Raw genomic sequence first — 20,412 nt, 5'->3', positions numbered from 1 at the left:
GCGGAGTGGTTGGACTTCGAGAGCCCCGTGCAGCTTCGGCTGGCGGGGCTTTCGTGTGCGTGGGGGTGGAGAGGGTGGAGGGGAGAGAGGGAGGGGGAGGGAGGGGTCAGCGGGTGGGGCCGTCCAGTAGGGCGTTGACCTGTTCCAGGAGGACTGGGATCTCTTGGTCCACGGTGAAGCCGGAGGTGGGGGTGCCGCCCGCGATCCGGCCCGCTATGCCGTCGACCAGCAGCAGGACCCACTCGGTGAGGCGGGGGGCGTCGAGGTCGCGGCGGGTCTGGCCCGTGTCGCGGGCCCGTTCGACCCACGGGAGCAGGCCCTCGCGGGTGGCCAGCTCGTCCGCTCGCAGGGCCTGGGCCACGTCGGCGTTGGCGATCAGGCCGCCGACCACCGCGATGAAGCCGCCCGCGCGCGGGTCGGCCAGGTCGGCGACGGCGTGGGTGACGTAGTCCAGCACCACGGCCCTGTGGTCCGTGCGGCCCTCCTGGGCGGCGAAGAAGTCGCGGGTCTCGGCTGTGCCCAGTTCCAGGATCGCGACCAGCAGCGAGTCCTTCGTGGGGAAGTAGTGGAAGAAGGTGCCGGAACCGATCTTGGCGACCTTGCAGATGGTGGCGGTGGTGGCGCCCGCGTAGCCGTGCTCGGCGAACGCGGTGAGGCCTGCGTCGATGATCTGCAACCGCTTGGCCCGGTGGCGGGCTGGGTCGACGGGGCGCGGCACGTCGTCCAGTGTCCCGACGGGGGTGGGGCTGGGGCAAACCGGAGTTATTAGAGTGGCTGCTCTGCTAACTTGGTGGACATGCAGCCGTTAGTTCGACGTCTTCTGCCGGTTCTCGCTGTTTACTTCGGGGCGCCTGCTGCGGCCGAGTACCCGCAGGCTTATCTGACGACGACCGGGGACGTGGTCGTCCAGCTCCAGGCGTTGTTGATCCTCGGGCCGCTGTACGGCGGGGCCGCGCTGCTGATCCGCGAGGTCGCGGTGCGGGCGCGGATGGGGTGGACGGGGGTGTTGTTGCTGGCCGGATCGTTCGGGCTGGCGATGACGGGGTTGATCGACCTGTCGATGTTCACGGCCGAGTACCCGGAGGTGGAGTACTGGGCGGAGTTGCGCGAGCCGACGCTGATCGGGGCGCTGGGGATCAGCGCTTACACGACGATCGCGTGGGTGACCGGGCACGTCGCGGTGAGCGTGGGGGTTCCGCTGGCGCTGCTGCACTCGTTGGCGCCGGAGCACCGGGGGAGGCCGTTGTTGGGGAAGGTCGGGATCCCGGTGGTGGCGGTGTTGGGGGTGGGGGTGGCGCTGCTGATCAGGGGGGACAGCGCGGGGACGCCTTCGGCGGTTCAGACCTGGTGGGTCGCGGTGGTGTGCGCGGTGGTGGCCGGGGTCGCGTTCACGAGGGTGGGGCGGGCGGTCGCTGTGGTGGAGCCGGGTGTGGGGGTGGAGCCGGTTGCGGGGGCGGAGCCGGGTGTGGGGGCGGGAGTGGGGGTGGGCGTGAGGACGCTGCCCGCGTGGAAGATCGTTGTGGTGGTGGTCGTGACCAAGCTGGCGTTCGACCTGATGTTGCCGGACTGGGTGTTCACGACGATCTCCGCGGTGATCGTGGTCGGGGCTGTGGTCGCGTTGCGCAGGCTTGCGCGGCGGGGGTTGGTGGGGGCGCGTGAGATCGGGTTGATCGGTGGGGCGGTGCTGGTCGCGGGGACGCTGCTGGGGTTCGTCACGCCGTTGCCACCGGGGGTGGAGATGGCCGCGAAGATCGGGCAGAGCGCGGTGCTGTTGAGCGTGGCGGTGGCGATCACGGTGTGGGTCGCGGTTGAGCACCGGCGGCAGCGGCGGGTGCTCGTGGGCTGAGCGGGGGTGCAGGGGTGCGGGGGGCGCGGTGCTACTGGGGGATCTGGTCTGCGGGGACGACCTGGTCAGCGGGTGGGGTGGAGACGTCGACGTCCTTGCCCCAGTCGGTGAACTTGGTGCTGGAGCTGCGGACGTCCTTGCCGGCTAGCTCGAAGCGGAAACCGGCTTCGAGGGGGGCGCCGGTCGCGTCGACCACGACCTCGGCGCGGATCACCACGCCGTACTCGGCCAGCTGGGTGTGCTGGAGCTGGATGTCGGGGTCGGTGACGGCCTTGGCCATCTTCATCGGGTCTACGACCAGGTCGTAGCGGGTGGCGTTGTCGGCTGCGGCCTGCTTGCCGACGATCATCGCGGCGCGGGGTTCGAGGTAGTCGAGTTCCGCGCCTACGACGGCGCTCGGGCCGAAGCCGCGCAGGAGGGCGTTGACCTCGGCGGAGTTCTGCTTGGTGTAGAAGCCCCAGGTCTTGCCTGCGGGCATGGGGGCGCCTTCGACGTTGACGTAGACGCCGTCCACGCCGCTGACCAGGTGGGTCACGGTGGGTGGGGTGGCGTTGGTCTGGACGTTCATGGTCATGGAGGAGGTGACCACGTCGTTGAGCCAGCGGGTGGAGCCCTGGATCTGGCTGCGGACCTCGGTGCCCGCGCCGTCGCTGGCGAAGCCCTCGGTGGCGAACTTGGCCTTGCCCAGTTCGGTGATGCGGGTGTTGATCTTTTCCGCCAGTTGGGCCAGGTCGCCCTTGGGGAGGTTGGTGGAGGTTGGGGAGGTGGGGGCGGGGGTGGTGGCCGGGTCCGGCGAGCCCGTGGAGCAGCCGGTAACGGCTAGGGCCAGAGCTGCGGCGACGGTGGCAGCGGCGGCGGGGATCAGGCGGGAGCGGCGCACAGTCGCACGACACTACCGGGCTTTGGGTGGGGGTTGTGTCAGGTGGCGGGTGGGGGGTGGGGGCAAGAGCAAGATCAAGAGCTGAAGAGCTCGCCTCGCCGGCGGGGCAGACCTCCAAAAAAGAGGGGGACGGGCTCTGCCGGCCGGTGGCTGTTGGTGCTCGGTGCCGGTTTTACCCCTGCGGTGGTCCGGGTCCCTCTTCTCCGTGTGGCCTCCTTTCAGGCAAGCACAGGCGTCAAGACGCCGTATGACTCGGGAGGTCTGCCGGGCAGTGCGGCGGCGTCTTGACACCTGCGCTCGGGCTTCGCCAGGCCACACGGAGAAGAGGGACGCGGGAGTGGGGCTGCGTGGGCTCGCTGCGCTCGCCCCGCAGCCCGCGAGGCGGTGAGCTTGCTAGTGCGTGTGGCTTGCGAGTGCGGTGGGTGGCTGTGGACTGGGAGGTGGGCCGATGGACTGGTGGGCTGGCGGGTCGGTGGGCTGGTTAGGCCTTTTCCAGGTAGTCGGCGCGGTCCTCGTCCAGGACGCCTGCCAGGAGGGTTGCCAGTCCTGGGTGGGCGGTGAGGTTCGGGTCTCGGTCGACGATCTCCTGGGCCACCGCTCGGGCGGCTTCGATGGTGTCCTCGTCGCGGAGGAGGGAGAGCATTTTGAGGCCGCTGCGGGTGCCTGACTGGGCTGCGCCGAGGATGTCGCCCTCGCGGCGGAGTTCCAGGTCCAGTTGGGCCAGCTCGAAGCCGTCCAGGGTGGATTCGACGGCTCTGAGGCGTTGCATCGTGGCCGAGGCGCCTGGCATCTCGCTGACCAGGAGGCAGAGGCCTGGGGCGCTGCCTCGGCCCACTCGGCCGCGCAGCTGGTGGAGTTGGCTGACGCCGAAGCGGTCTGCGTCCATGATGACCATGACGGTGGCGTTGGGGACGTTCACGCCCACCTCCACGACCGTGGTCGCCACGAGGACCTGGACCTCGTTGGCCGCGAAGGCGCGCATGACCGCGTCTTTGTCGTCCGGGGCCAGGCGGCCGTGGAGGATGTCGATGCGCAGGCCCTTGAGGGGGCCTGCGGCCAGGCGATTGGCCACGTCCACGACGGCCAGCGGGGGGCGCTTGTCGGGGTCGCCGGTGCTCTTCTTGTCCTCTTTGGGGGGTTTGGTCTCGTCTTCCTCGCCGTCGCCGATGCGGGGGCAGACCACGTAGACCTGGTGGCCCTTGCGCACTTCCTCGTGGATGCGCTGCCAGGCCCGGTCAAGCCACTGGGGCTTCTCCGCCGTGGGGACCACCGAGGTTTTGATCGGGGAGCGGCCTCCGGGGAGTTCTCGGAGGGCGGAGACCTCCAGGTCGCCGTAGACGGTCATGGCCACGGTGCGCGGGATGGGGGTCGCGGTCATGACGAGGACGTGGGGCACGGCGTCGCCGGGGCGGGCGCTGAGGGCTGCGCGTTGTTCCACGCCGAAGCGGTGCTGCTCGTCCACGACGACCAGGCCGAGGTCGGCGAAGGCCACCTTGTCCTGGATGAGGGCGTGGGTGCCCACGACGATCCCGGCCTCGCCGGTCATGATCTCCAGGAGGGCCTTCTTGCGCTGCGCGGTCGGCATCGAGCCGGTCAGGAGGGTGACCCTGGTGGCGTGCTCGGCGCCGCCCAGCTCGCCCGCCTGGCCGAGGTCGCCGAGGAGTTCGCGCAGGGAGCGGGCGTGCTGGGCGGCCAGGACCTCGGTGGGGGCGAGCATGGCGGACTGCCTGCCCGCGTCCACGACCTGGAGCATGGCGCGGAGGGCGACCATCGTCTTGCCGGAGCCGACCTCGCCCTGCAGGAGGCGGTTCATGGGCTGGGTGGTGGAGAGGTCTTCGGCGATGCGGTCGCCCACGGCTTGCTGGCCCGAGGTGAGCTTGAAGGGGAGCCTGGCGTCGAAGGCGTCGGCCACGCGGCCGGGGACGCGGGGGCAGGCGGCGGCCGGGCGGGCGGTGGCGGAGTGGCGGCGTTGGGCTAGTGCTAGCTGGACAGCCAGGGCCTCGTCCCACTTGAGGCGCTGCTGGGCCACGGTGACGGCGGGCCAGCCGTCCGGGCGGTGGATGTCGCGGAGGGCCTTCTCCAGGGTGATCAGGTCCTCGGACTCGCGCAGGTCCGCGGGCAGCGGGTCCTCCTCCACGCCGTCCCACACGGCCAGGACCTGCTCGACGCACTTGGCGACGTTCCAGGACTGGATGCCCTGGGCGGCCGGGTAGACGGGGATGAAGGCGTCGGCGAACTTGGACGCGGCTGACGTGCCGACCGGGCCTGCGGCTTCGTCGTCCGCGTTCTCCCCCAGGCCGTCGATGATCTCGTAGTCGGGGTGCGCTAGCTGGAGCTTGCCGTTGAAGACGCTGACCTTGCCCGCGAACATGGCCTTGGTGTTGGGGAGCAGGTCGCGCTCGACCTTGCGGGAGCCACGGCCGAAGAACACCAGGTGCAGCTCGCTGGTGCCGTCGGTGATGATCGCGTCGAGCATCTCGCCCCTGCGGGCGCGCATGTTCTTCAGGCGGGCGGACTTGACGCGCGCCTGCACGGTGACGTGCTCGCCGAGCTCCAGGCCGGAGATCTCGGTGAGCTTGCCGCGCTCGTCGTAGCGGCGCGGGTAGTGGCGCAGCAGGTCGCCGACGGTGGTCAGGCCGAGGCCGGTCTCCAGCGCGTCGGCGGTCTTCTTGCCCAGCAGCGGCACGAGGCTGTCGTCGAAGGTCGTCATCGCGGGTCCATTGAACTACTAGGGACCGACAGCCGCGTTGCCGACACGGTCTCTACTCGACGCCGACGACGAGCACCGCGCCGGGCAGGCCGCCGGGGTAGACGACCAGTTCGACCTCGGGGTGCGCGGCGCGCAGGTGCGCCTCCAGGGCCTCGGCCAGGCCTTCGGGGGCGTTCTCGCCGAGCAGGGCGGTGACCAGCTCGCCGCCGGGCACGAGCATCAGGTCGACCAGGTCGCGGGCGAGGCCGATCCGGTCGCCGGGGGCCGGTTCGACGTGCACGACCTCGCCGTCCAGCAGGGCAAGCAGGTCGCCGGGCAGGCAGCGGCCGACCCAGGTGATGGCCTCCTGGACGGCGTGGCCGATCTCGCCCCTGCGGGTCGCGGCGGCGGCCTCGGCCATCGCCACCACGTCGTCGTTCGCCCGGCGGGACGCGTCGTGCACGGCGAGCGCGGCGAGCGCCTGCACGGGGGAGGTCATGGGCACGACGACCGCGTCCTGACCTGCGGCGACGGCCTGCGAGACGGCGGCGTCCACCTCGGACCGCAGGTCGGGGACGCCGGGCAGCACCACGACGTGCCTGGCGCGGGTGCCGGTGAGCACGGCGAGCAGGTCGGCCGGGTCGAGCGCGTCGGCCACCCGGAGCACGACCGCGCCCTCCCCCTCGAACAGCTCCGCGACGCCGTCGCCGCGCACCAGGGCGACCACCGCGCGGTCGCGGGTGAAGCGGTCGGCCTGGGCGGCGACCTGGTCGGCGAAGCGGGACACCGTGATGCGGTGCGGGCGGCCCGCCTCGACGCCCGCTTCGAGGGCGGCGCCGATGTCGTTGCAGTGCACGTGGACGTTCCACAGGCCGTCGCCGTCGCCGACCACGGAGACGCAGTCGCCGAGCGCGCGCAGGGCGGCGCGGAGGCAGGCGGCGGCCTCCTCCTCGGCGGCGCGGTCCTCGGCGAGGCCGTCGATCAGGTACATGACCTCGTACTCGTAGTCCGCGGAGCCGGACTCGCGGGCGGTGGTGAGCGCGGCGGCGGGGCGCGGGAACCGGCTGGGCAGGACGGGTTCGGGCACCTGGCCGGTCACCACGCCCGCCAGGGCGTCGAGCAGCACCACGAGGCCGCGCCCGCCCGCGTCGACCACGCCCGCGCGGGCCAGCACGGCGAGCTGCCTCGGTGTCTCGGCGAGCGCGGCGGCGCCCGCGCGGGACGCGGCGGAGGCGACCTCGCCCAGCTCGTCGCTCGCGCAGTCGCGGGCGGCCTCGGCTGCGGCGTGCAGGACGGACAGGACGGTGCCGGGGGACGGCGCGGAGACCGCCTCGGCGGCCAGCTCGTCGGCCCGCAGCAGCGCCTTGCGCAGCGAGGCTCCGGTGGCCGTGGAGGCGGTGCCGACCGCCTCGGCGAGGCCGCGCAGGACCTGGGACAGGATCACGCCGGAGTTGCCGCGCGCGCCCGCGAGCGCGCCCTTGGCGAGCGCGCTGAGCGCCGTGCCCGCGCCGCTGGAGTTGGAGCGGAGCAGCGAGTCGAGGGCGCTGCGCATGGTCTGCAGGAGGTTCGTGCCGGTGTCGCCGTCGGCGACCGGGAACACGTTGATGCGGTCGATGTCCTCGCGGTGGGCGGCCAGCGACCGCACGCAGGCATCCGCCCAGCGGCGGATCGCGGAAGCGTCGAGGGCCTGCACGCTTCCGAGCCTACTTAAGCCCCGGTTTGGTCACCCCACCCGCCACCGGCTACCCTGTCCAGGTTGCCATGCCCGGCTGAGGCTTGTGCACGCTTGCGCGCCCGCCGGGGCGTGAGTACCGCTGAGGAAACCTGAAGGAGTGGCTGACGTGGCTGCCGTGTGCGACGTCTGTGGCAAGGGGCCGGGCTTCGGCAAGTCGGTCTCGCACTCCCACCGGCGCACCAACCGCCGGTGGAACCCGAACATCCAGACCGTGCGCGCGAAGGTTTCTTCTTCGCAGCGCCAGCGGCTCAACGTGTGCACCTCGTGCCTGAAGGCGGGCAAGGTGGTGCGCGGCTGAGTGCTGCGCCCTGGATACGCGTAGAGCCCCGGACTCCTCGGAGTCCGGGGCTCAGTGCATTTCACGGCCCGGTGCGGGAGCTCATGAGCAGCGGTTCCGGTGGCGGGCCGCGCTCGCCGTCGCGGACGGGCGCGGGCGCCTTCAGCGGCGGGTGGGCACGGGGGCGGCGGCCGGTCCGGTGAGCCCGGTCACGCCGACCAGGCGGCGAAGTAGGTGTCCACGTCGGCCAGGAAGCCTGCTCGGCGCGGGGTCCAGCCCAGGGCGCGGCGGGCCTTCGCGCTGGTCATGACCTCGTCCTGGTCGGCGGCCTGGTCCAGCCAGCCCGCCTCGGTGATGGGCGCGAGCTCGACCGGGCCGGTGTGGCCCGCCACGAGCACGCACGCGGTGAACACCTCCAGCGCGGTCGGCGCGTCCTCCTCGCCGACGCAGAACACCTCGCCGTCCACCTCGGACAGGCGGTCCAGGACGGCGGTGTAGGCGTCGACGAGGTCGTCCACGTGCACCCAGGTCCACGACTTGGCGGGGTCGCCGTGGAAGACCGCCTTCCCGGCGCGGCCCGCCGCGAACCAGTTGCCGCTCTGCGAGGTGCGGGCGTCGCCGCCGTAGACGAAGCCGGGGCGCAGCACGGTGTGCGGCAGGCCGGTGGCGGCCAGTTCGCGCTCCAGGGCGAAGCGGAAGGCCAGCGGGCTCCCCGGGTTGCCGGGGGTGGTCTCGTCCAGCACGGGCACGTCGACGCGGCCGTAGCAGGAGCAGCCGGTGGTGTAGATCAGGTGCGGGGAACCGGCGGCGGTCAGCTCGGCGAACAGGGCGCGGTCCGAACCGGCCGGGTCGCCGAGGTCCATCGCCAGGTGCACGACGGCGTCGACGCCTGCCAGGTGCGACCGGTAGCTCGCCGGGTCGCCCAGCTCACCGGCGACGGGGACCACCTCGGCGGCGGCGAGGGCGCGAGCCCCCGGCGAGGCGGGGTCCCTGGTCAGGCCGAGGACGGTGTGGCCCGCGCGGCGCAGGGCGGGGGCGAGGCGGCTGCCGACGTAGCCTGTGGCGCCGATGACGAGGATCTTCACGGGGGTTCCTTCCGGGCCAGGTACTTGCGTGCGCAGCTAACTATATGCTCGCTTGCGCACGCAACCTCCGGGCGGGCAGGGTGGGCGCCGTGGGTGAGCTGCGGGAGCTGTCGGCGGACGAGGACGCGCTGTGGCGCGCGCTGGGCCGGGTCTCGCACCTGCTGCCGCGCGTGCTGGACGAGGAGATGTCGCGGGCCACCGGCCTGTCGATGACCGAGTACGCGGTGCTGCTGATGCTCGCGGAGGCGCCGGAGCGGCGGCTGCGGATGAGCGAGCTGGCCTCGGCGGTGGCGCTGTCCGGCAGCCGGGTGACCCGCGTCGTGGACGCGATGGTCCGGCTCGGGCTGCTGGAGAAGGAGAAGGCGCCCGGCGACGGGCGGGGCGCGGTGGCGGTGCTCACCGAGGCCGGGCTGGCGCGGCAGCGCGGGGCGGCCGGGCCGCACCTGGCGATCGCGCGGCGGCGGGTGGACGGGATCGACCCGGCGGACCTGGCGGCGGCGCTCCGGGTGCTGACGGCGCTCGCGGAGCGGGCGGCGCGGTAGCGGGCGGCGGGCGCGGTGGGCGGTCCACCGCGCCCGCCCACCGGTTACGGCAGCTTCCAGTCCACCGGCTCGGCGCCCTGCTGCTCCAGCAGCGCGTTCACCTTGCTGAACGGCTTCGAGCCGAAGAACCCGCCCGCGGCCGACATCGGGCTCGGGTGCACGCCCTCGACGCACGGGTACGGCTCCAGCAGCGGCCGGAGGTTGCGGGCGTTGCGGCCCCACAGCAGGCCCACCAGCGGCACCCCGCGCGCGGCCAGCGCGCGCACCGCCTGCTCGGTCACCTTCTCCCAGCCCTTGTTCTGGTGGGAGTTGGAGTTGCGCGGCCGGACGGTGAGCACCCTGTTGAGCAGCAGCACGCCCTGCTCGGTCCACGGCGTCAGGTCCCCGTTGGACGGCAGCGGGTGGCCGAGGTCGGTGCCCAGCTCCGCGAAGATGTTCTGCAGGCTCTTCGGGATGGGCCGGGTCTCCGGCGCGACCGAGAAGCTCAGGCCCACCGCGTGCCCCGGCGTCGGGTACGGGTCCTGACCCACGATCAGCACGCGCACGCCGTCGAACGGCTGCTTGAACGCCCGCAGCACGTTCTCCCCCGCGGGCAGGTAGGTGCGCCCGGCGGCGACCTCGTCCCGGAGGAAATCCCCCATCTTGCTGATCTGGTCGGCCACCGGCGCGAGTGCCCGCGCCCAGCCCTCTTCGACGACTTCTTCCAAAGGACGTCCCACGGCGGAACCGTATCTCAGTCCAGGCGCCGGAGTTCCCGGTACGAGGCGATGTTCTGGACGTATTTGTCCACGATGAACGCGAAAGCGCTGTCGGGCACCTCGTGCCCCTCGCGCACGCGCGCGGGAACACCCAGCGCCATCGCCCGCGCGGGAACGCGACCGTTGAACGAGACCACCGCGCCCGCGCCGACGACCGCGCCGGTCTCGACCACGCTCCCGTTGAGCACCACCGATCCCGAGGCGATCAGGCAGCGGTCGGCGATCGTCGCGCCCTCGACGTGGGCGTTGTGCCCGATGACGCACTCGGCGCCGATCGTGGTGGGGTGCTCCTCGGTGCAGTGCAGCACCGCGCCGTCCTGGACGCTGGTGCGGGCGCCGACCTCGATCCGCCCGTAGTCGCCGCGCAGCACGGCCTGCGGCCACACCGAGGCGAACACGACGTCGCCGATGACGGTGGCGTCGGGGTGCACGTAGGCGTCGGGGTGGATGACGGGTTCGCGGTCGCCGAGGGCGTAGATGGCCACGGGGCCAAGCTACCCAGCCCGGTCAGGCGCCGTCGGCCCCCGCGACGGCCCGCAGCGCGGTGCCGCAGACCGGGGCGGGGCGCAGCTCCTTGGCGAAGCACAGGCTGTTGGGCTCGCACCGGTACACGCCGAAGTTGGGGATGCGCTCGTACCCGGCGCGGGTGTAGAGCGCGATCGCCTCGGGCTGGAGCGTGCCGGTCTCCAGGACGAGCCTGCGCCGCCCGGCCGCCGAGGCGGCCTCCTCCAGCGCGGCGAGCACCAGCCGGGCGAGTCCGCGCCCGCGCGCGGACTCCACGACGTACATGCGCTTGAGCTCCGCGTCGCCGGGGACGACCGAGTCGAACGCGGTGTCGTGCGCGCGCCACCCGCCGCAGGCGACGGGCTCGCCGTCCAGGTAGCCGACCAGGAAGTGCCCGTGCGGCGCCGCGAACTCGCGGGGGTCGACCGGGGTGATGTCCTGGTCGCCGTAGCGGTCCACGTAGACCTGCTGCAGATCGGCGATGAGCTTCGCCGCGTCTGGATGGTCATACGCGATCATGCATAGTTCCACATGGACCAGGGTACTAGCGCCAGTGCTCCCAGCCGGGCGGTTTCTCGTACCCGCGACCGTCCACGGTCACCCCGCCACCCGGTCGGACGCTGCCGATGACCTGCCAGCCGTCGGGGATCGAGCCCTGGTCGGGGAAGGTCGCGGCCAGCGCGTGGTCCTCGCCGCCGGTGAGCACCCAGTGCCTGGCGTCGGCGCCGAGCGCGGAGGCGACGTCGAGCAGCCGGGGGTGCACCTGGAGCAGCTCGGTGCGGATGTCGATGCCCACGCCGGACTCGTCGGCCACGTGCCCGAGGTCGGCGAGCAGCCCGTCCGAGACGTCGATCATCGAGGTGGCCCCGGCCGCCGCCGCCTGCGGTCCCGCCGGGTAGGGGGGTTCGGGGTTCCGCTGCGCGCCGACCACCGCGACCGGCGAGCGGAAGCCCCGGCCGAGCACCGCCAGGCCCGCCGCCGCCCAGCCGAGCCTGCCGCGCACCGCGACGAGATCGCCCACGCGCGCGCCGGAGCGGGTCACGGGTTCTAGCCCACCCATGTCCCCCAGCGCAGTAACGGAGATCACCAACGTCGCCGAGCTGGTCATGTCGCCGCCGACGACGCCTGCGCCGGCGACCGCCGCCTCCTGCCACAGGCCGCTCGTGATGCCCTCCACGAGGGCGGTCGGGGTGTCCGCCGGACAGGCGATCCCGATCAGGAGCGCGGTGGGCTTCGCGCCCATCGCGCACACGTCGGCGAGGTTCACCGCGGCGGCTTTCCTGCCCACCTGCTCGGGGGAGGACCAGTCGAGTCTGAAGTGGACGCCGTCGACCAGCACGTCGGTCGACACCACCACGCGGCCGTCGGAGGCGGCGACGACGGCCGCGTCGTCACCGGGTCCGAGGAGCGTGGTGGGTGGCTGGGTCCGGCCCGCCGTCACTCGGCGGATGAGACCGAACTCACCCACTTCAGCGACCGTATCCGCGTGGGACGGCGGCTCCGGACGCACGATTGCCTCCCGTTCTGAGCATTCGGAACCCCGACTGGGGTACGTTGCTGACCACGTTCCTACCCCGACCTAACCTTGCACGACGAAGGGGCACGCCGTGGTGCACGCATACATCCTCATCCAGACCGAGGTCGGGAAGGCCGCCGCGGTGGCTGCTGAGATCTCCGGAATGCCCGGCGTGGTCACCGCCGAGGACGTCACCGGACCCTACGACGTGGTCGTCCGCGCCGAGGGCGAGACCATGGACGAGCTCGGCGAGCTGGTGATCACGAAGGTCCAGTCCGTCGACGGCATCACCCGAACCCTGACCTGCCCGGTGGTGCGCGTCTAGGCGCGTGCTGTCATAGCCGCGTGGCTCAGGAACCGGAACCGACACCCGCGCTGCCCCGTCCGCTGCTCGTGGTGGCCGTCGGGCTGCCCGCGCTGCTCGCCGCCGGGGTGGCGGCGGCGGGGCTGTTCTTCGGCGCGGGGGTGAAGGACGACCCGGTGGCGGACACCACCGCGCCGGACCGGAGCGGGCCGCTGGCGCTCGTTCCGGTGCCCGCAGGGGCCGCCGAGTCCGAGGAGTGCGCCGCGCTGCTGAGCGGGCTGCCGATGAAGCTGGTGTCCAACGGGGTCACGCTGCCCCGGCGCGAGCTGGCCAACCCGGCGCCCGCCGGCGCGGTGGCGTGGGGGGACGCGGAGCACGACCCGGTGGTGCTGCGGTGCGGGCTGGACCGGCCCGCCGAGCTGAAGCCGGACTCGCAGCTGCGGTCGATCTCGGACGTGCAGTGGATCGAGGTGTCCGAGGGCGGGAGCACGACGTGGTTCGTCGTGGACCGGCCGGTGTACGTGGCGCTCACGGTCCCGTCCGACTCGGGGACCGGGCCGCTGCAGGACGTGTCGACGACGGTGCGGGACGCGCTGGCCAAGGGGCCGGTGGACACGGCCGGGCCGAACTGAGCCCGGCGCGGGCCGGGGAGCTCCCCCGGCCCGGCGGCTCGCGGGGTCAGCGCAGGCCGGTGCCGCGCGCGATCGCGGTCTCCACGAGGGTGGTCAGCAGGTCGCGGTAGCTGGTGCCGGTGACCTCCCACATGCGCGGGTACATCGAGATCGGCGTGAAGCCCGGCATGGTGTTGATCTCGTTGACGACCAGCCCGCCGTCCTCGGTGACGAAGAAGTCGACGCGGGCGAGGCCCTGGCAGTCCAGCGCGCGGAACGCCTCGACGGCCAGCGCGCGCAGGCGGTCGGTGGTGTCGTCGGCCAGCTTCGCCGGGATGTCGAACTCGCAGACGTCGTCCAGGTACTTGGCGTCGAAGTCGTACCAGTCGACGCCGCCGCCGACCACGCGCAGCTCGGCGGGCAGCGAGGCCTCGACGCGGCCGTCCGGCAGCTCCAGCACGCCGCACTCGACCTCGCGGCCGGTGACGGCGGCCTCGATGATGACCTTGGGGTCGGTCTGGCGCGCGAACGCGATGGCGGCGTCCAGGTCGGCCCAGTCGGTGACCTTGGTGATGCCGACCGACGAGCCCGCGCGGGCGGGCTTGACGAACAGCGGCAGGCCGAGGCGGTCGCGGTCGGCGTCGGTCAGGGTGGCCTGGTCGCGGCGCAGCACGGCGAACCGGCCGACCTCCAGACCCGCGGCGCGCAGGATGGTCTTGGTGAACTCCTTGTCCATCGCCGCCGCGCTGGCGAGGACGCCGGGGCCGACGTAGGGCAGGTCCGCGAGTTCGAGGAGGCCCTGGACGGTGCCGTCCTCGCCCCAGGCGCCGTGCAGCAGCGGGAAGACGACGTCGACGCCGTCGAGGGCGGAGTCGGGGCTGACGGTGGTCAGCTCGCCGCCGGACACGGGGACGAGCGCGTCGACCGTGGGCATCTGCCGGTCGCGGATCTCCAGCGCGGTGAGGTCGCCGGAGCCGACGACCCAGGCCCCCTGCCGGGTGATGCCGACCGGGACGACCTCGAACCGCTCGCGGTCCAGGTGGGCGAGGACACTGCCTGCGGAAACGCAGGAGACGGTGTGCTCGCTGCTGCGCCCGCCGAACACCACGGCGACCTTGGTCTTGCGCTGAGTCATGCGCGGACCTTACCCGGATGGCGTACGGGGTCAGCCTGCCAGCGGACGGAGAGTCGTTCCCGTCACGTTCGGGCAACCTGAAGCGTATTCGCGTTTTTGCCGCCCGGTGATCAGGAGGTCCGCGCAGGCCGGGCCGGGGCCCGCGCACGGGGTGCGGGCGGTCCGGACGGGCGGCGCGGCGCGGGAGTCAGGCGGCGGACCCGAATGCGCTACCCGAACGGGGGAAGCGGAGGGTGGGTGACGGCGGGACAGCGGGTGACTCTTCATTCCGATGGGGGCCACCCGTTCGGGAGCGGACCCGCCCCGAGCTTGATCTTCACCCCTCCGGGACCTCAAGTCCCGCCGCGTCCCAACCGCCCCCTCCACCCCGGTCCACGCACTGGGACGGGGTTGCCGGTCGGGGCCGCGCGCTGCCACTCTCGTCGCCATGTCCTTCCGCGCCATGATCGACGGGCGGGGTCACATCGACCTCGGCCTGGTCGCCAGCGCGCTCTGTTCTCCTCGGTGATCGCCTCGCCCGTCCTCGGCCGCTGACCGCTTCGCCCGGTCGCGCCGCTCGTGCACCGAACTCCCGAGAAGGAACCATGTTCGCCGTTCCGGAGAACACGATCGCCCTGCCCGAGACCCGCGCCGTGCCGCACCCCGTGCGCATCGCGCTCGACTTCGCCGCCCACCGCGAGCGGTGGGCCCACCTGCTCCGCTACGACCCCGAGCACCGGTTCGCCACCCTCGTCGAGGGTTCGGGGGACCAGGAGGTGTGGCTGATGAGCTGGCTGCCCGGCCAGCGCACCGACCTGCACGACCACGGGCTGACCTCCGGCGCGTTCACCGTGGTGAGCGGCTCGCTCACCGAGGTGGTCGGCTCCGGCGCGACCCAGGCGCTGCACCACCTGCGCGCGGGCCAGTCCCGCGTGTTCGGGCCCGACTACGCGCACCAGGTGCGCAACGACGGGACCGACCCGGCGGTGACGCTGCACGTCTACCGCGACGGCGGCCGGACCATGCGGCCGGTCCGCTACACCCCGATCCCGGAAACCCCCGCGACCTCCTGACGACCGGCCCGCGCCGCCCCCGACCGGTTCACCGGCCGGGGGCGGCGCGCGTTCGGCCCCGGTGCGCGCTCAGCCCCGCCCGGTCACGTGCCCCGGCACCGCGAACCCCTCCGGCAGCTGCGGGCACGGCTCCGGCTCGCCCCAGGTCGTCGTCAGCGGCAGCACGCCCGCCCACACCAGGCCTGCCGCCACGTCCTCCGGCTCGTCCCCCGGCGGACCGGTGCGGATCTTCACCGACGCCTCGGCCAGGTCCAGCGCCAGCAGCCGGGTGGCCGCCAGCTCCTTGCGGCTCGGCTCCCGCACCACGTCCCACGAGCCGGGCGCCAGGTGCTCGGTCAGCACGCGCAGCCCGTGCAGCTTGCGCTCCGGGTCGTCCACCTGCACCGCCGTGCCGTGCACGACCGCGCTGCGGTAGTTCATCGAGAAGTCGAACGCCGCGCGCGAGTAGACGATCCCGTCGAGGTGGGTCACCGCCACGCACACCGGCACCCCCTCCGCCGCCTCGCGCAGCGAGCGGGCCCCGGTGGAGCCGTGCAGGTACAGGGTGTCGCCGTCGCGCCCGTAGCCGGTGGGCAGCACGAGCGGGGCGCCGTCGACCACGACGGCGAGGTGGCACACCAGCCCCGCGTCGAGCACGGCGTGCAACGCCTCCCGCTCGGGCACGGACCGCTTCGCGCCTCGCTTGATGGTGCTGCGGGGAGTGGTTTCCAGCGTCATGCCGCTTATGATCGGCACGAAGTGGCACCCTCTCAAGTGCCAATCAGACGATATTGGGGGGTGCCACTTTGGCCGTGTCGGACCTGCCGCTGTCCCTGGACCGCTCCTCCCCCGAACCGCTGGCCGCCCAGCTCGCGGACGCCCTGCGCGCGGCGGCGGCGGACGGCAGCCTGCGCAGCGGCGACCGGTTGCCGTCGACGCGGGCGCTGGCGAAGGAGCTGGCGGTGAGCCGCACGGTCACCAGCGCGGCCTACGAGCAGCTGCACGCGGAGGGCTGGATCGCCGGGCGGCACGGGTCGGGCACGTACGTGACGACCACGCCGCCGGGCGCACCGGGCGCCGCGACCAGGTTCACCGAGCAGCCGCCGCGCGAGCTGGTCGACCTCGCGCCGGGCTCGCCGTGGGGCGGCGGGTTGGAGCGGGCGGCGTGGCGGCGGGCGTGGCGGGCGGCGGCGGACGCCCCGCCGCTGCTGCGCCCGCACCGGGCCGGGCTGCCGGAGTACCGGGCGGCGGTGGCCGAGCACCTGCTGCGGCACCGGGGGTTGGCGGTGCGGGGCGGTCCGCGCGCGGACCTGGTGCTCGCGACCGGCGGGACCACGGCGGCGCTGTTCGAGATCGGCCTGGCGGTGCTGTCGCCGGGTGACGCGGTGGCCGTGGAGGAGCCGGGGTACCAGCGGGCGGTGGGGGCGCTGCGCGCGCTGGGCCTGCGCGTGGTGCCCGCGCCGGTGGACGGCGAGGGGATGCTCGTGGACGCGGTGCCGGACGGGGTGCGCGCGGTGTACTGCTCCCCCGCCCACCAGTACCCGCTCGGCGGCCGGATGTCGGCGGGGCGGCGGGTGGCGCTGGTGGAGCGGGCGCGGCGGGACGGCTGGCTGGTGCTGGAGGACGACTACGACGGGGAGCTGCGCTACGACGTGTCCCCGCTGCCCCTGCTGGCCGCGCTGGCGCCGGACGTGGTCGTGCACCTCGGGACGACCAGCAAGATCCTCACGCCGACCCTGGGCGCGGGCTGGTCGGTGGCCCCGCGCGCGGTGGCCGAGGCGGTGCTGGAGCACCGGACGAGGACCGGCACGAGCCCGGCGGCGGCGGGGCAGCGGGTGCTGGTGGAACTGGCGCGGACCGGCGACCTGGGGAGGCACCTGCGGCGGTTGCGGCGGGAGTTCGCGGAGCGGCGGGGGCTGGTCGTGGGCGCGCTGGGCGCGGCGGGCCTGGCGGTGCTGGGGGACGACGCGGGGGCGCACGTGGTGGTGCCGGTGGGGTCGGCGGAGGAGGAGCGGCGGGTGCTGGCGGAGGCGGAGCGGCGGGGGCTGCGGCTGGACGGGCTGGCGCGGCACCACGCCGGGGAGCCGGTGGTGCACGGGGTGGCGATCGGGTACGGGGCTTGCACGCGGGAGCAGTTGGAGGCGGCGCTGCCGGTGGTGGTGGGGTTGCTGGGGTGAGGGTGGGGGGCGGACGAATGCACGAATAACTGCCGCCGGCCGTGATTCCAGGACCCTGGTAGCGGCGCATGGCCGTCGCAACGGAGGAGCAGAGCCTTGGTGGCGCTAGAAGCCTGGTACGACTGGGAATCGGACGGACCCACCATCGTCCGCACGACCGAGGAGCTGGACCGGGTGCTCGACCGGGTCGTCGGGTGGGAAGGGCCAGCGCTCGTGGAGCTGCTCGTGGCCGAGAACCTGACGCGCGCGGTCTTCGACGTGGGACTCAACGGGAAGATCGGGCTCGGGACGCTCTACTACTCGGGGGGCGGCTCGGGGAGGTTGTGCAGCCTCGGCGCTTCGTCGGGCGAGGGGAACGTTCTGTACTACTACATGAACTCGGACACCGAGTTCCCGCTCAGCTCCGAGGTTCCGCTGGATCTGGTGCGGCAGGCGGCGCACGAGTACATGAGCACCGGGGGCGAACGACCGACCGTGGTCGACTGGCAGCCCTTGAGGTGAACGCCTCCCCGGCAGGTACCGCCGGAGGACGGCGGACAACGCGCCTACCTGCGGGGCCTTGCTGTCATATCCCCTCTCGGAGTTGCCGCTGGCGGGGTGGAAGGCGGATGCGGCTGATGCACTACGCGCGATCGCTGCCGTCTCCCGTGGCCATGGGGACGGGGCAGCAGACCCGCGTCCGGTACACCGGAGGAGCAGAGCCGTGGTGGCGTTGAAGGCCTGGTACGACGACGAAGTGGACGGGCACACGGTCGTCAGCACACCGGCGGAACTGGACCGCGTGCTGGACGTGGCGGTCGGGTGGGGCTGGCCTGCCATCGTGGAGCTGTTCGTGGCCGGGAAGCGGGTGCCGGAGACCTTCGGCGTCGGCGTCCACGGCGAGGCCGGGGTCGGGATGCTGTACTACGGCGGCGACGGAGGCTGGCACAGCCTCGGCGACGAGACCAAGACCGGGACCGTCTTGTACTACTACATGAACGCGGACACCGAGACCCCGCTCAGCTCCGAGATCCCGCTGGACGTGGTGCGGCGGGCCGCGCACGAGTTCATGAGCAGCGGCGGCGAGCGGCCTGCCTCAATCGCCTGGCAGCCCTCACCGTGAACGCCTCTCCCGGCGGCGCAGCCACCGGGAGAGGCGTTGTCAGGGGTCAGCTCTGCTGGATGGTGGACAGGAACGAGCGCCAAGCCGCGCCGTCGAACGACAGCGCGCCCGACTGCGGGGCCTTGCTGTCCCGCACTTCACGCGCCACTTCGGACGTGCACCGGAGTTCGACGCACTGCGCGCCGTTGCCGCTCCGGGCGGACTTGCGCCACACGCCGGTGAACTGGTCTTCAGACTTCATTGGCCCGACTTTCTAGTAGTGCGCGGCTGTCGATTTCAGACAGTGCCCGCCGTTGTGCGTCGTCGAAGGCGACCACGTAGGGATTGGTCGTTTTGATGTAGTCCGCACCGCCCATGCTCTCCACGTAGGCCAGGTTCACGTTGGCGGGCTCGATCCAGAGCAGGGTGAACGGACTGCTCAGCGCGGGCGTGCTGCCCGCGCTGAACGGCAGGACGCGCAGGGAGAAGTGCGGCAGGTCTGCGAACATGAGCAGCCTCTGGAACTGCGCACGCATGACCGCAGGCCCTCCCACCAGGCGGTACAGGGCTTCCTCGCCGAGGATGGCCGACACCCGGCGGGGTTTGCCGGTGGCCGAGACCATCTCCTCCGCGAGGAGGTCGCCCCGCTTTTCCCGGACTTCCGCCCAGCTCGTGAGGTCGTTCTGCCGCACGATCGGCGAGTGCCCGAGCTGCGTTCGCGCGTACGCGGCGCTCTGCAGGGCTCCGGGCACTTCGGGGTAAATCATGCGCAGCTCGGTGGCCGCGCGCTCCAGGGCGACGTACTGCCGGGCGTGATCGCTCACCCGCTCCGGCGCCGCCCGCCTTCTCGCCTCCTTGCCCAGTCGCCGGAATTCCTCGGCCTCCGGGCCGAGAATCCCGTACAGGACGATCTTCCGCTCGGTCGCCGTCTCCGAGTCGGCCACCAGACCCGCCTCGCACTTCGACAGGGCGGCTCGCTTGATGTTCAGCTTCTCGCAGGTGGGACCCGGCTCCAGGTTTGCGGCTTCGCGGTACTCGCGCGCTCGCACTCCGTAGATCAGCCGCTGCACCACCGGACCGGGGTCGCGCTCCTCCATGGCCGTGATTGTGCACCACCGGGTGTACCGCTTCCGTAACCGGGTCGCTACTCACAGTGATTCCCGGATTTTCCGAATCATCCGTTTGCCTGCCCGCGATCTGGATTTTCCAGATTAAAGTGTGGTCGGCCATCTGGCTGTGCGTGCACAACACATGTTGCGCGCGCACAGCATAGCGCGGGGGCGCCAGGGGTCCGGGAGTCGGGCCTGGTGGTGGCGGGACGAGGGGAGGATCGGGTGCGCGGAGCAGGTCCGTTCGACGTGCTGGTCGAGGAGGCGGTCGCCGCAGGGTTCGCGTCCGCCTTCTGGCCGAGCCGGGCCGCCCCCAGGTCAGTCGCCTACCTGCGCCGACGGGACCAGGCCTACGACGTTGCGGTGATCCGCGACCCGGTCACCGCGATCGCCTACCGGGCGGTCGCCCCGCCCATGGGCAACCCGTTCGCCGCGCAGCCGGTCACGTGGTCCGCCGTGGGGCCTGCCGCTGACGTGCTGCGCGCGGTGCTGCGTTTGCCCGGCCCGCAGGACGGCCCGACGACGCCGGACGCAGTAGCGGACATGCCGGCCCAGGCGGTGGTCCTCGCCCTGCCCTACTACGCGCTGTGGGCGGCGCGTGATGCGGAAAAACCAACTCTGGAGGGTGCTTTGACCCCACCGGATGTCACCCGAAAGAGAAACGACCCGAGCACGGCACCCAGCACTGGGAAGGTGTGATCCCGTTGTCCGAGAACCAGCACGCCGACGGCCCCGAGAGCGCGGCGGACGCCCGCGCCGCCGACTTCCTGCGGCGGATCAGGCGGGAGGCGCGGGAGCAGGCCCCCAGGGTGTTCGCCATCGTCTACGAGATCGGCGACCGCGAGGACTGCGAGGTCGCCGCCTACGGCCTCGCCTTCCCCGACCGCGCCGAGACCACCGCCGTGGACGACGGCCACCACACCCGCTCGGAGAGCGCCGAGCACGCGCTCGCCCTGTACGCCCGGTTCGCCGCGGCCGAGAACCTGCGAACACACCTGCTGTGGCTGGACGGGAGCGGGAGCGGGCACGGGAGCGGCGAGTGCGTCATGTGCGACCTGGCGGCCAGCGCACGGCGCTGACCGCGGAACGCCTGATCGCAGAACGACTGATCGCGAAACGCCTGGGGGCGCGC

24 protein-coding genes are annotated in these 20,412 nt (G+C 72.7%); 11 read left to right on the top strand and 13 right to left on the bottom strand.

The features are described 5' to 3' along the window. Nucleotides 1–106: 106 nt before the first annotated feature. Nucleotides 107–718 (bottom strand): TetR/AcrR family transcriptional regulator, encoded by a 612-nt coding sequence (locus LV78_RS09485; protein ID WP_253844474.1) that lies wholly within the window; start codon nt 716–718, stop codon nt 107–109. Nucleotides 719–796: 78 nt separating this feature from the next. Here LV78_RS09485 and LV78_RS09480 point away from each other — a divergent pair, with 78 nt between their 5' ends. Then, nucleotides 797–1,846, top strand: coding sequence for a hypothetical protein (locus LV78_RS09480; protein WP_253844472.1), 1,050 nt, complete (start codon nt 797–799; stop codon nt 1,844–1,846). A 31-nt stretch (nt 1,847–1,877) separates the two neighbouring features. Here the strand turns inward: LV78_RS09480 and LV78_RS09475 are convergent, their stop codons facing one another. The 3 genes from LV78_RS09475 to LV78_RS09465 all read right to left on the bottom strand — a co-directional run bounded on the left by LV78_RS09475 (nt 1,878) and on the right by LV78_RS09465 (nt 7,108). Then, nucleotides 1,878–2,726, bottom strand: a complete 849-nt coding sequence (locus LV78_RS09475) for a hypothetical protein (protein WP_253844470.1) — start codon at nt 2,724–2,726, stop codon at nt 1,878–1,880. A 481-nt stretch (nt 2,727–3,207) separates the two neighbouring features. Beyond that, on the bottom strand, nt 3,208–5,436 hold the full coding sequence (recG, locus tag LV78_RS09470; protein WP_253844468.1) for an ATP-dependent DNA helicase RecG: 2,229 nt from the start codon (nt 5,434–5,436) through the stop codon (nt 3,208–3,210). 52 nt (nt 5,437–5,488) lie between these two features. Further along, on the bottom strand, nt 5,489–7,108 hold the full coding sequence (locus LV78_RS09465) for a DAK2 domain-containing protein (RefSeq protein ID WP_253844467.1): 1,620 nt from the start codon (nt 7,106–7,108) through the stop codon (nt 5,489–5,491). A gap of 148 nt (nt 7,109–7,256) precedes the next feature. Here LV78_RS09465 and rpmB point away from each other — a divergent pair, with 148 nt between their 5' ends. Continuing rightward, entirely contained in the window at nt 7,257–7,448 is a 192-nt protein-coding gene (rpmB, locus tag LV78_RS09460) for a 50S ribosomal protein L28 (protein WP_015804671.1), read from the top strand. A 188-nt stretch (nt 7,449–7,636) separates the two neighbouring features. On the opposite strand, the gene LV78_RS09455 is transcribed toward rpmB, so the two are convergent. Next, the gene (locus LV78_RS09455; RefSeq protein WP_253844465.1) at nt 7,637–8,512 is read right to left on the bottom strand and encodes an NAD-dependent epimerase/dehydratase family protein; all 876 of its coding nucleotides are present in this window, start codon (nt 8,510–8,512) and stop codon (nt 7,637–7,639) included. Between the two features lie 89 nt (nt 8,513–8,601). On the opposite strand from LV78_RS09455, the gene LV78_RS09450 reads away from it, so the two are divergent. Beyond that, nucleotides 8,602–9,054 (top strand): MarR family winged helix-turn-helix transcriptional regulator, encoded by a 453-nt coding sequence (locus tag LV78_RS09450; protein ID WP_253844463.1) that lies wholly within the window; start codon nt 8,602–8,604, stop codon nt 9,052–9,054. Nucleotides 9,055–9,098: 44 nt separating this feature from the next. Here LV78_RS09450 and LV78_RS09445 read toward each other — a convergent pair whose 3' ends face one another. From LV78_RS09445 to LV78_RS09430, 4 genes are read right to left on the bottom strand one after another with little or no spacing between them, the layout of a single operon-like run. Next, nucleotides 9,099–9,773 (bottom strand): uracil-DNA glycosylase, encoded by a 675-nt coding sequence (locus tag LV78_RS09445; RefSeq protein ID WP_253844461.1) that lies wholly within the window; start codon nt 9,771–9,773, stop codon nt 9,099–9,101. Between the two features lie 14 nt (nt 9,774–9,787). Continuing rightward, a complete protein-coding gene (locus LV78_RS09440; RefSeq protein WP_253844460.1) occupies nt 9,788–10,297 on the bottom strand; it encodes a gamma carbonic anhydrase family protein in 510 nt (169 codons plus the stop codon). Nucleotides 10,298–10,319: 22 nt separating this feature from the next. Continuing rightward, nucleotides 10,320–10,835 carry a GNAT family N-acetyltransferase gene (locus tag LV78_RS09435; RefSeq protein WP_253844458.1) on the bottom strand — a complete coding sequence of 172 codons (516 nt, stop codon included), beginning with the start codon at nt 10,833–10,835 and terminating at the stop codon, nt 10,320–10,322. 25 nt (nt 10,836–10,860) lie between these two features. Continuing rightward, complete coding sequence (locus LV78_RS09430) at nt 10,861–11,826, bottom strand: thiamine-phosphate kinase (protein ID WP_253844457.1); 966 nt, start codon at nt 11,824–11,826, stop codon at nt 10,861–10,863. A gap of 97 nt (nt 11,827–11,923) precedes the next feature. Here LV78_RS09430 and LV78_RS09425 point away from each other — a divergent pair, with 97 nt between their 5' ends. Continuing rightward, nucleotides 11,924–12,157 (top strand): Lrp/AsnC family transcriptional regulator, encoded by a 234-nt coding sequence (locus LV78_RS09425; RefSeq protein ID WP_253844455.1) that lies wholly within the window; start codon nt 11,924–11,926, stop codon nt 12,155–12,157. Nucleotides 12,158–12,177: 20 nt separating this feature from the next. Next, entirely contained in the window at nt 12,178–12,768 is a 591-nt protein-coding gene (locus LV78_RS09420) for a DUF3515 domain-containing protein (protein ID WP_253844453.1), read from the top strand. A gap of 46 nt (nt 12,769–12,814) precedes the next feature. Here the strand turns inward: LV78_RS09420 and LV78_RS09415 are convergent, their stop codons facing one another. Beyond that, nucleotides 12,815–13,882 carry a D-alanine--D-alanine ligase family protein gene (locus LV78_RS09415; protein WP_253844451.1) on the bottom strand — a complete coding sequence of 356 codons (1,068 nt, stop codon included), beginning with the start codon at nt 13,880–13,882 and terminating at the stop codon, nt 12,815–12,817. Nucleotides 13,883–14,466: 584 nt separating this feature from the next. Between LV78_RS09415 and LV78_RS09410 the strand changes: the two genes are divergently transcribed. Then, nucleotides 14,467–14,934, top strand: coding sequence for a cysteine dioxygenase (locus LV78_RS09410; protein WP_253844449.1), 468 nt, complete (start codon nt 14,467–14,469; stop codon nt 14,932–14,934). A 69-nt stretch (nt 14,935–15,003) separates the two neighbouring features. Here the strand turns inward: LV78_RS09410 and LV78_RS09405 are convergent, their stop codons facing one another. Beyond that, complete coding sequence (locus LV78_RS09405) at nt 15,004–15,651, bottom strand: pyridoxamine 5'-phosphate oxidase family protein (RefSeq protein WP_253844447.1); 648 nt, start codon at nt 15,649–15,651, stop codon at nt 15,004–15,006. Between the two features lie 68 nt (nt 15,652–15,719). Between LV78_RS09405 and pdxR the strand changes: the two genes are divergently transcribed. The 3 genes from pdxR (at nt 15,720) to LV78_RS09390 (ending at nt 18,192) form a co-directional block, all read left to right on the top strand. Then, nucleotides 15,720–17,090, top strand: a complete 1,371-nt coding sequence (gene pdxR / locus LV78_RS09400; RefSeq protein ID WP_253844445.1) for a MocR-like pyridoxine biosynthesis transcription factor PdxR — start codon at nt 15,720–15,722, stop codon at nt 17,088–17,090. 99 nt (nt 17,091–17,189) lie between these two features. Then, nucleotides 17,190–17,591: an Imm1 family immunity protein gene (locus tag LV78_RS09395; RefSeq protein ID WP_253844912.1), complete on the top strand. Its 402-nt coding sequence runs from the start codon at nt 17,190–17,192 to the stop codon at nt 17,589–17,591. A gap of 202 nt (nt 17,592–17,793) precedes the next feature. After that, the gene (locus LV78_RS09390) at nt 17,794–18,192 is read left to right on the top strand and encodes an Imm1 family immunity protein (protein ID WP_253844443.1); all 399 of its coding nucleotides are present in this window, start codon (nt 17,794–17,796) and stop codon (nt 18,190–18,192) included. Between the two features lie 46 nt (nt 18,193–18,238). Here LV78_RS09390 and LV78_RS09385 read toward each other — a convergent pair whose 3' ends face one another. Continuing rightward, nucleotides 18,239–18,433 carry a DUF397 domain-containing protein gene (locus LV78_RS09385; RefSeq protein ID WP_253844442.1) on the bottom strand — a complete coding sequence of 65 codons (195 nt, stop codon included), beginning with the start codon at nt 18,431–18,433 and terminating at the stop codon, nt 18,239–18,241. Continuing rightward, entirely contained in the window at nt 18,423–19,268 is an 846-nt protein-coding gene (locus LV78_RS09380; RefSeq protein WP_253844441.1) for a DUF5753 domain-containing protein, read from the bottom strand. Before LV78_RS09380 ends, LV78_RS09385 begins: the two co-directional genes overlap by 11 nt. 261 nt (nt 19,269–19,529) lie before the next feature. Between LV78_RS09380 and LV78_RS09375 the strand changes: the two genes are divergently transcribed. Together LV78_RS09375 and LV78_RS09370 are read left to right on the top strand one after the other, a co-directional pair. Beyond that, nucleotides 19,530–19,979, top strand: a complete 450-nt coding sequence (locus LV78_RS09375) for a hypothetical protein (protein WP_253844440.1) — start codon at nt 19,530–19,532, stop codon at nt 19,977–19,979. Nucleotides 19,980–19,984: 5 nt separating this feature from the next. Next, nucleotides 19,985–20,359, top strand: coding sequence for a hypothetical protein (locus tag LV78_RS09370; protein ID WP_253844438.1), 375 nt, complete (start codon nt 19,985–19,987; stop codon nt 20,357–20,359). Nucleotides 20,360–20,412: the final 53 nt, after the last annotated feature.

The sequence above is a fragment of the Actinosynnema pretiosum genome (assembly GCF_024171695.1).
GTDB lineage: Bacteria > Actinomycetota > Actinomycetes > Mycobacteriales > Pseudonocardiaceae > Actinosynnema > Actinosynnema pretiosum.
Note: the sequence above shows the minus strand (reverse complement) of the source record. Positions and strands in the feature narration are given on the sequence as shown.

Coding starts and splice junctions, on each gene's coding strand:
- LV78_RS09480 (WP_253844472.1), top strand. CDS start 797: ATGCAGCCGTTAGTTCGACGTCTTCTGCCGGTTCTCGCTGTTTACTTC.
- recG (WP_253844468.1), bottom strand. CDS start 5,436: ATGACGACCTTCGACGACAGCCTCGTGCCGCTGCTGGGCAAGAAGACC.
- LV78_RS09435 (WP_253844458.1), bottom strand. CDS start 10,835: ATGATCGCGTATGACCATCCAGACGCGGCGAAGCTCATCGCCGATCTG.
- LV78_RS09415 (WP_253844451.1), bottom strand. CDS start 13,882: ATGACTCAGCGCAAGACCAAGGTCGCCGTGGTGTTCGGCGGGCGCAGC.
- LV78_RS09410 (WP_253844449.1), top strand. CDS start 14,467: ATGTTCGCCGTTCCGGAGAACACGATCGCCCTGCCCGAGACCCGCGCC.
- LV78_RS09405 (WP_253844447.1), bottom strand. CDS start 15,651: ATGACGCTGGAAACCACTCCCCGCAGCACCATCAAGCGAGGCGCGAAG.
- LV78_RS09385 (WP_253844442.1), bottom strand. CDS start 18,433: ATGAAGTCTGAAGACCAGTTCACCGGCGTGTGGCGCAAGTCCGCCCGG.
- LV78_RS09380 (WP_253844441.1), bottom strand. CDS start 19,268: ATGGAGGAGCGCGACCCCGGTCCGGTGGTGCAGCGGCTGATCTACGGA.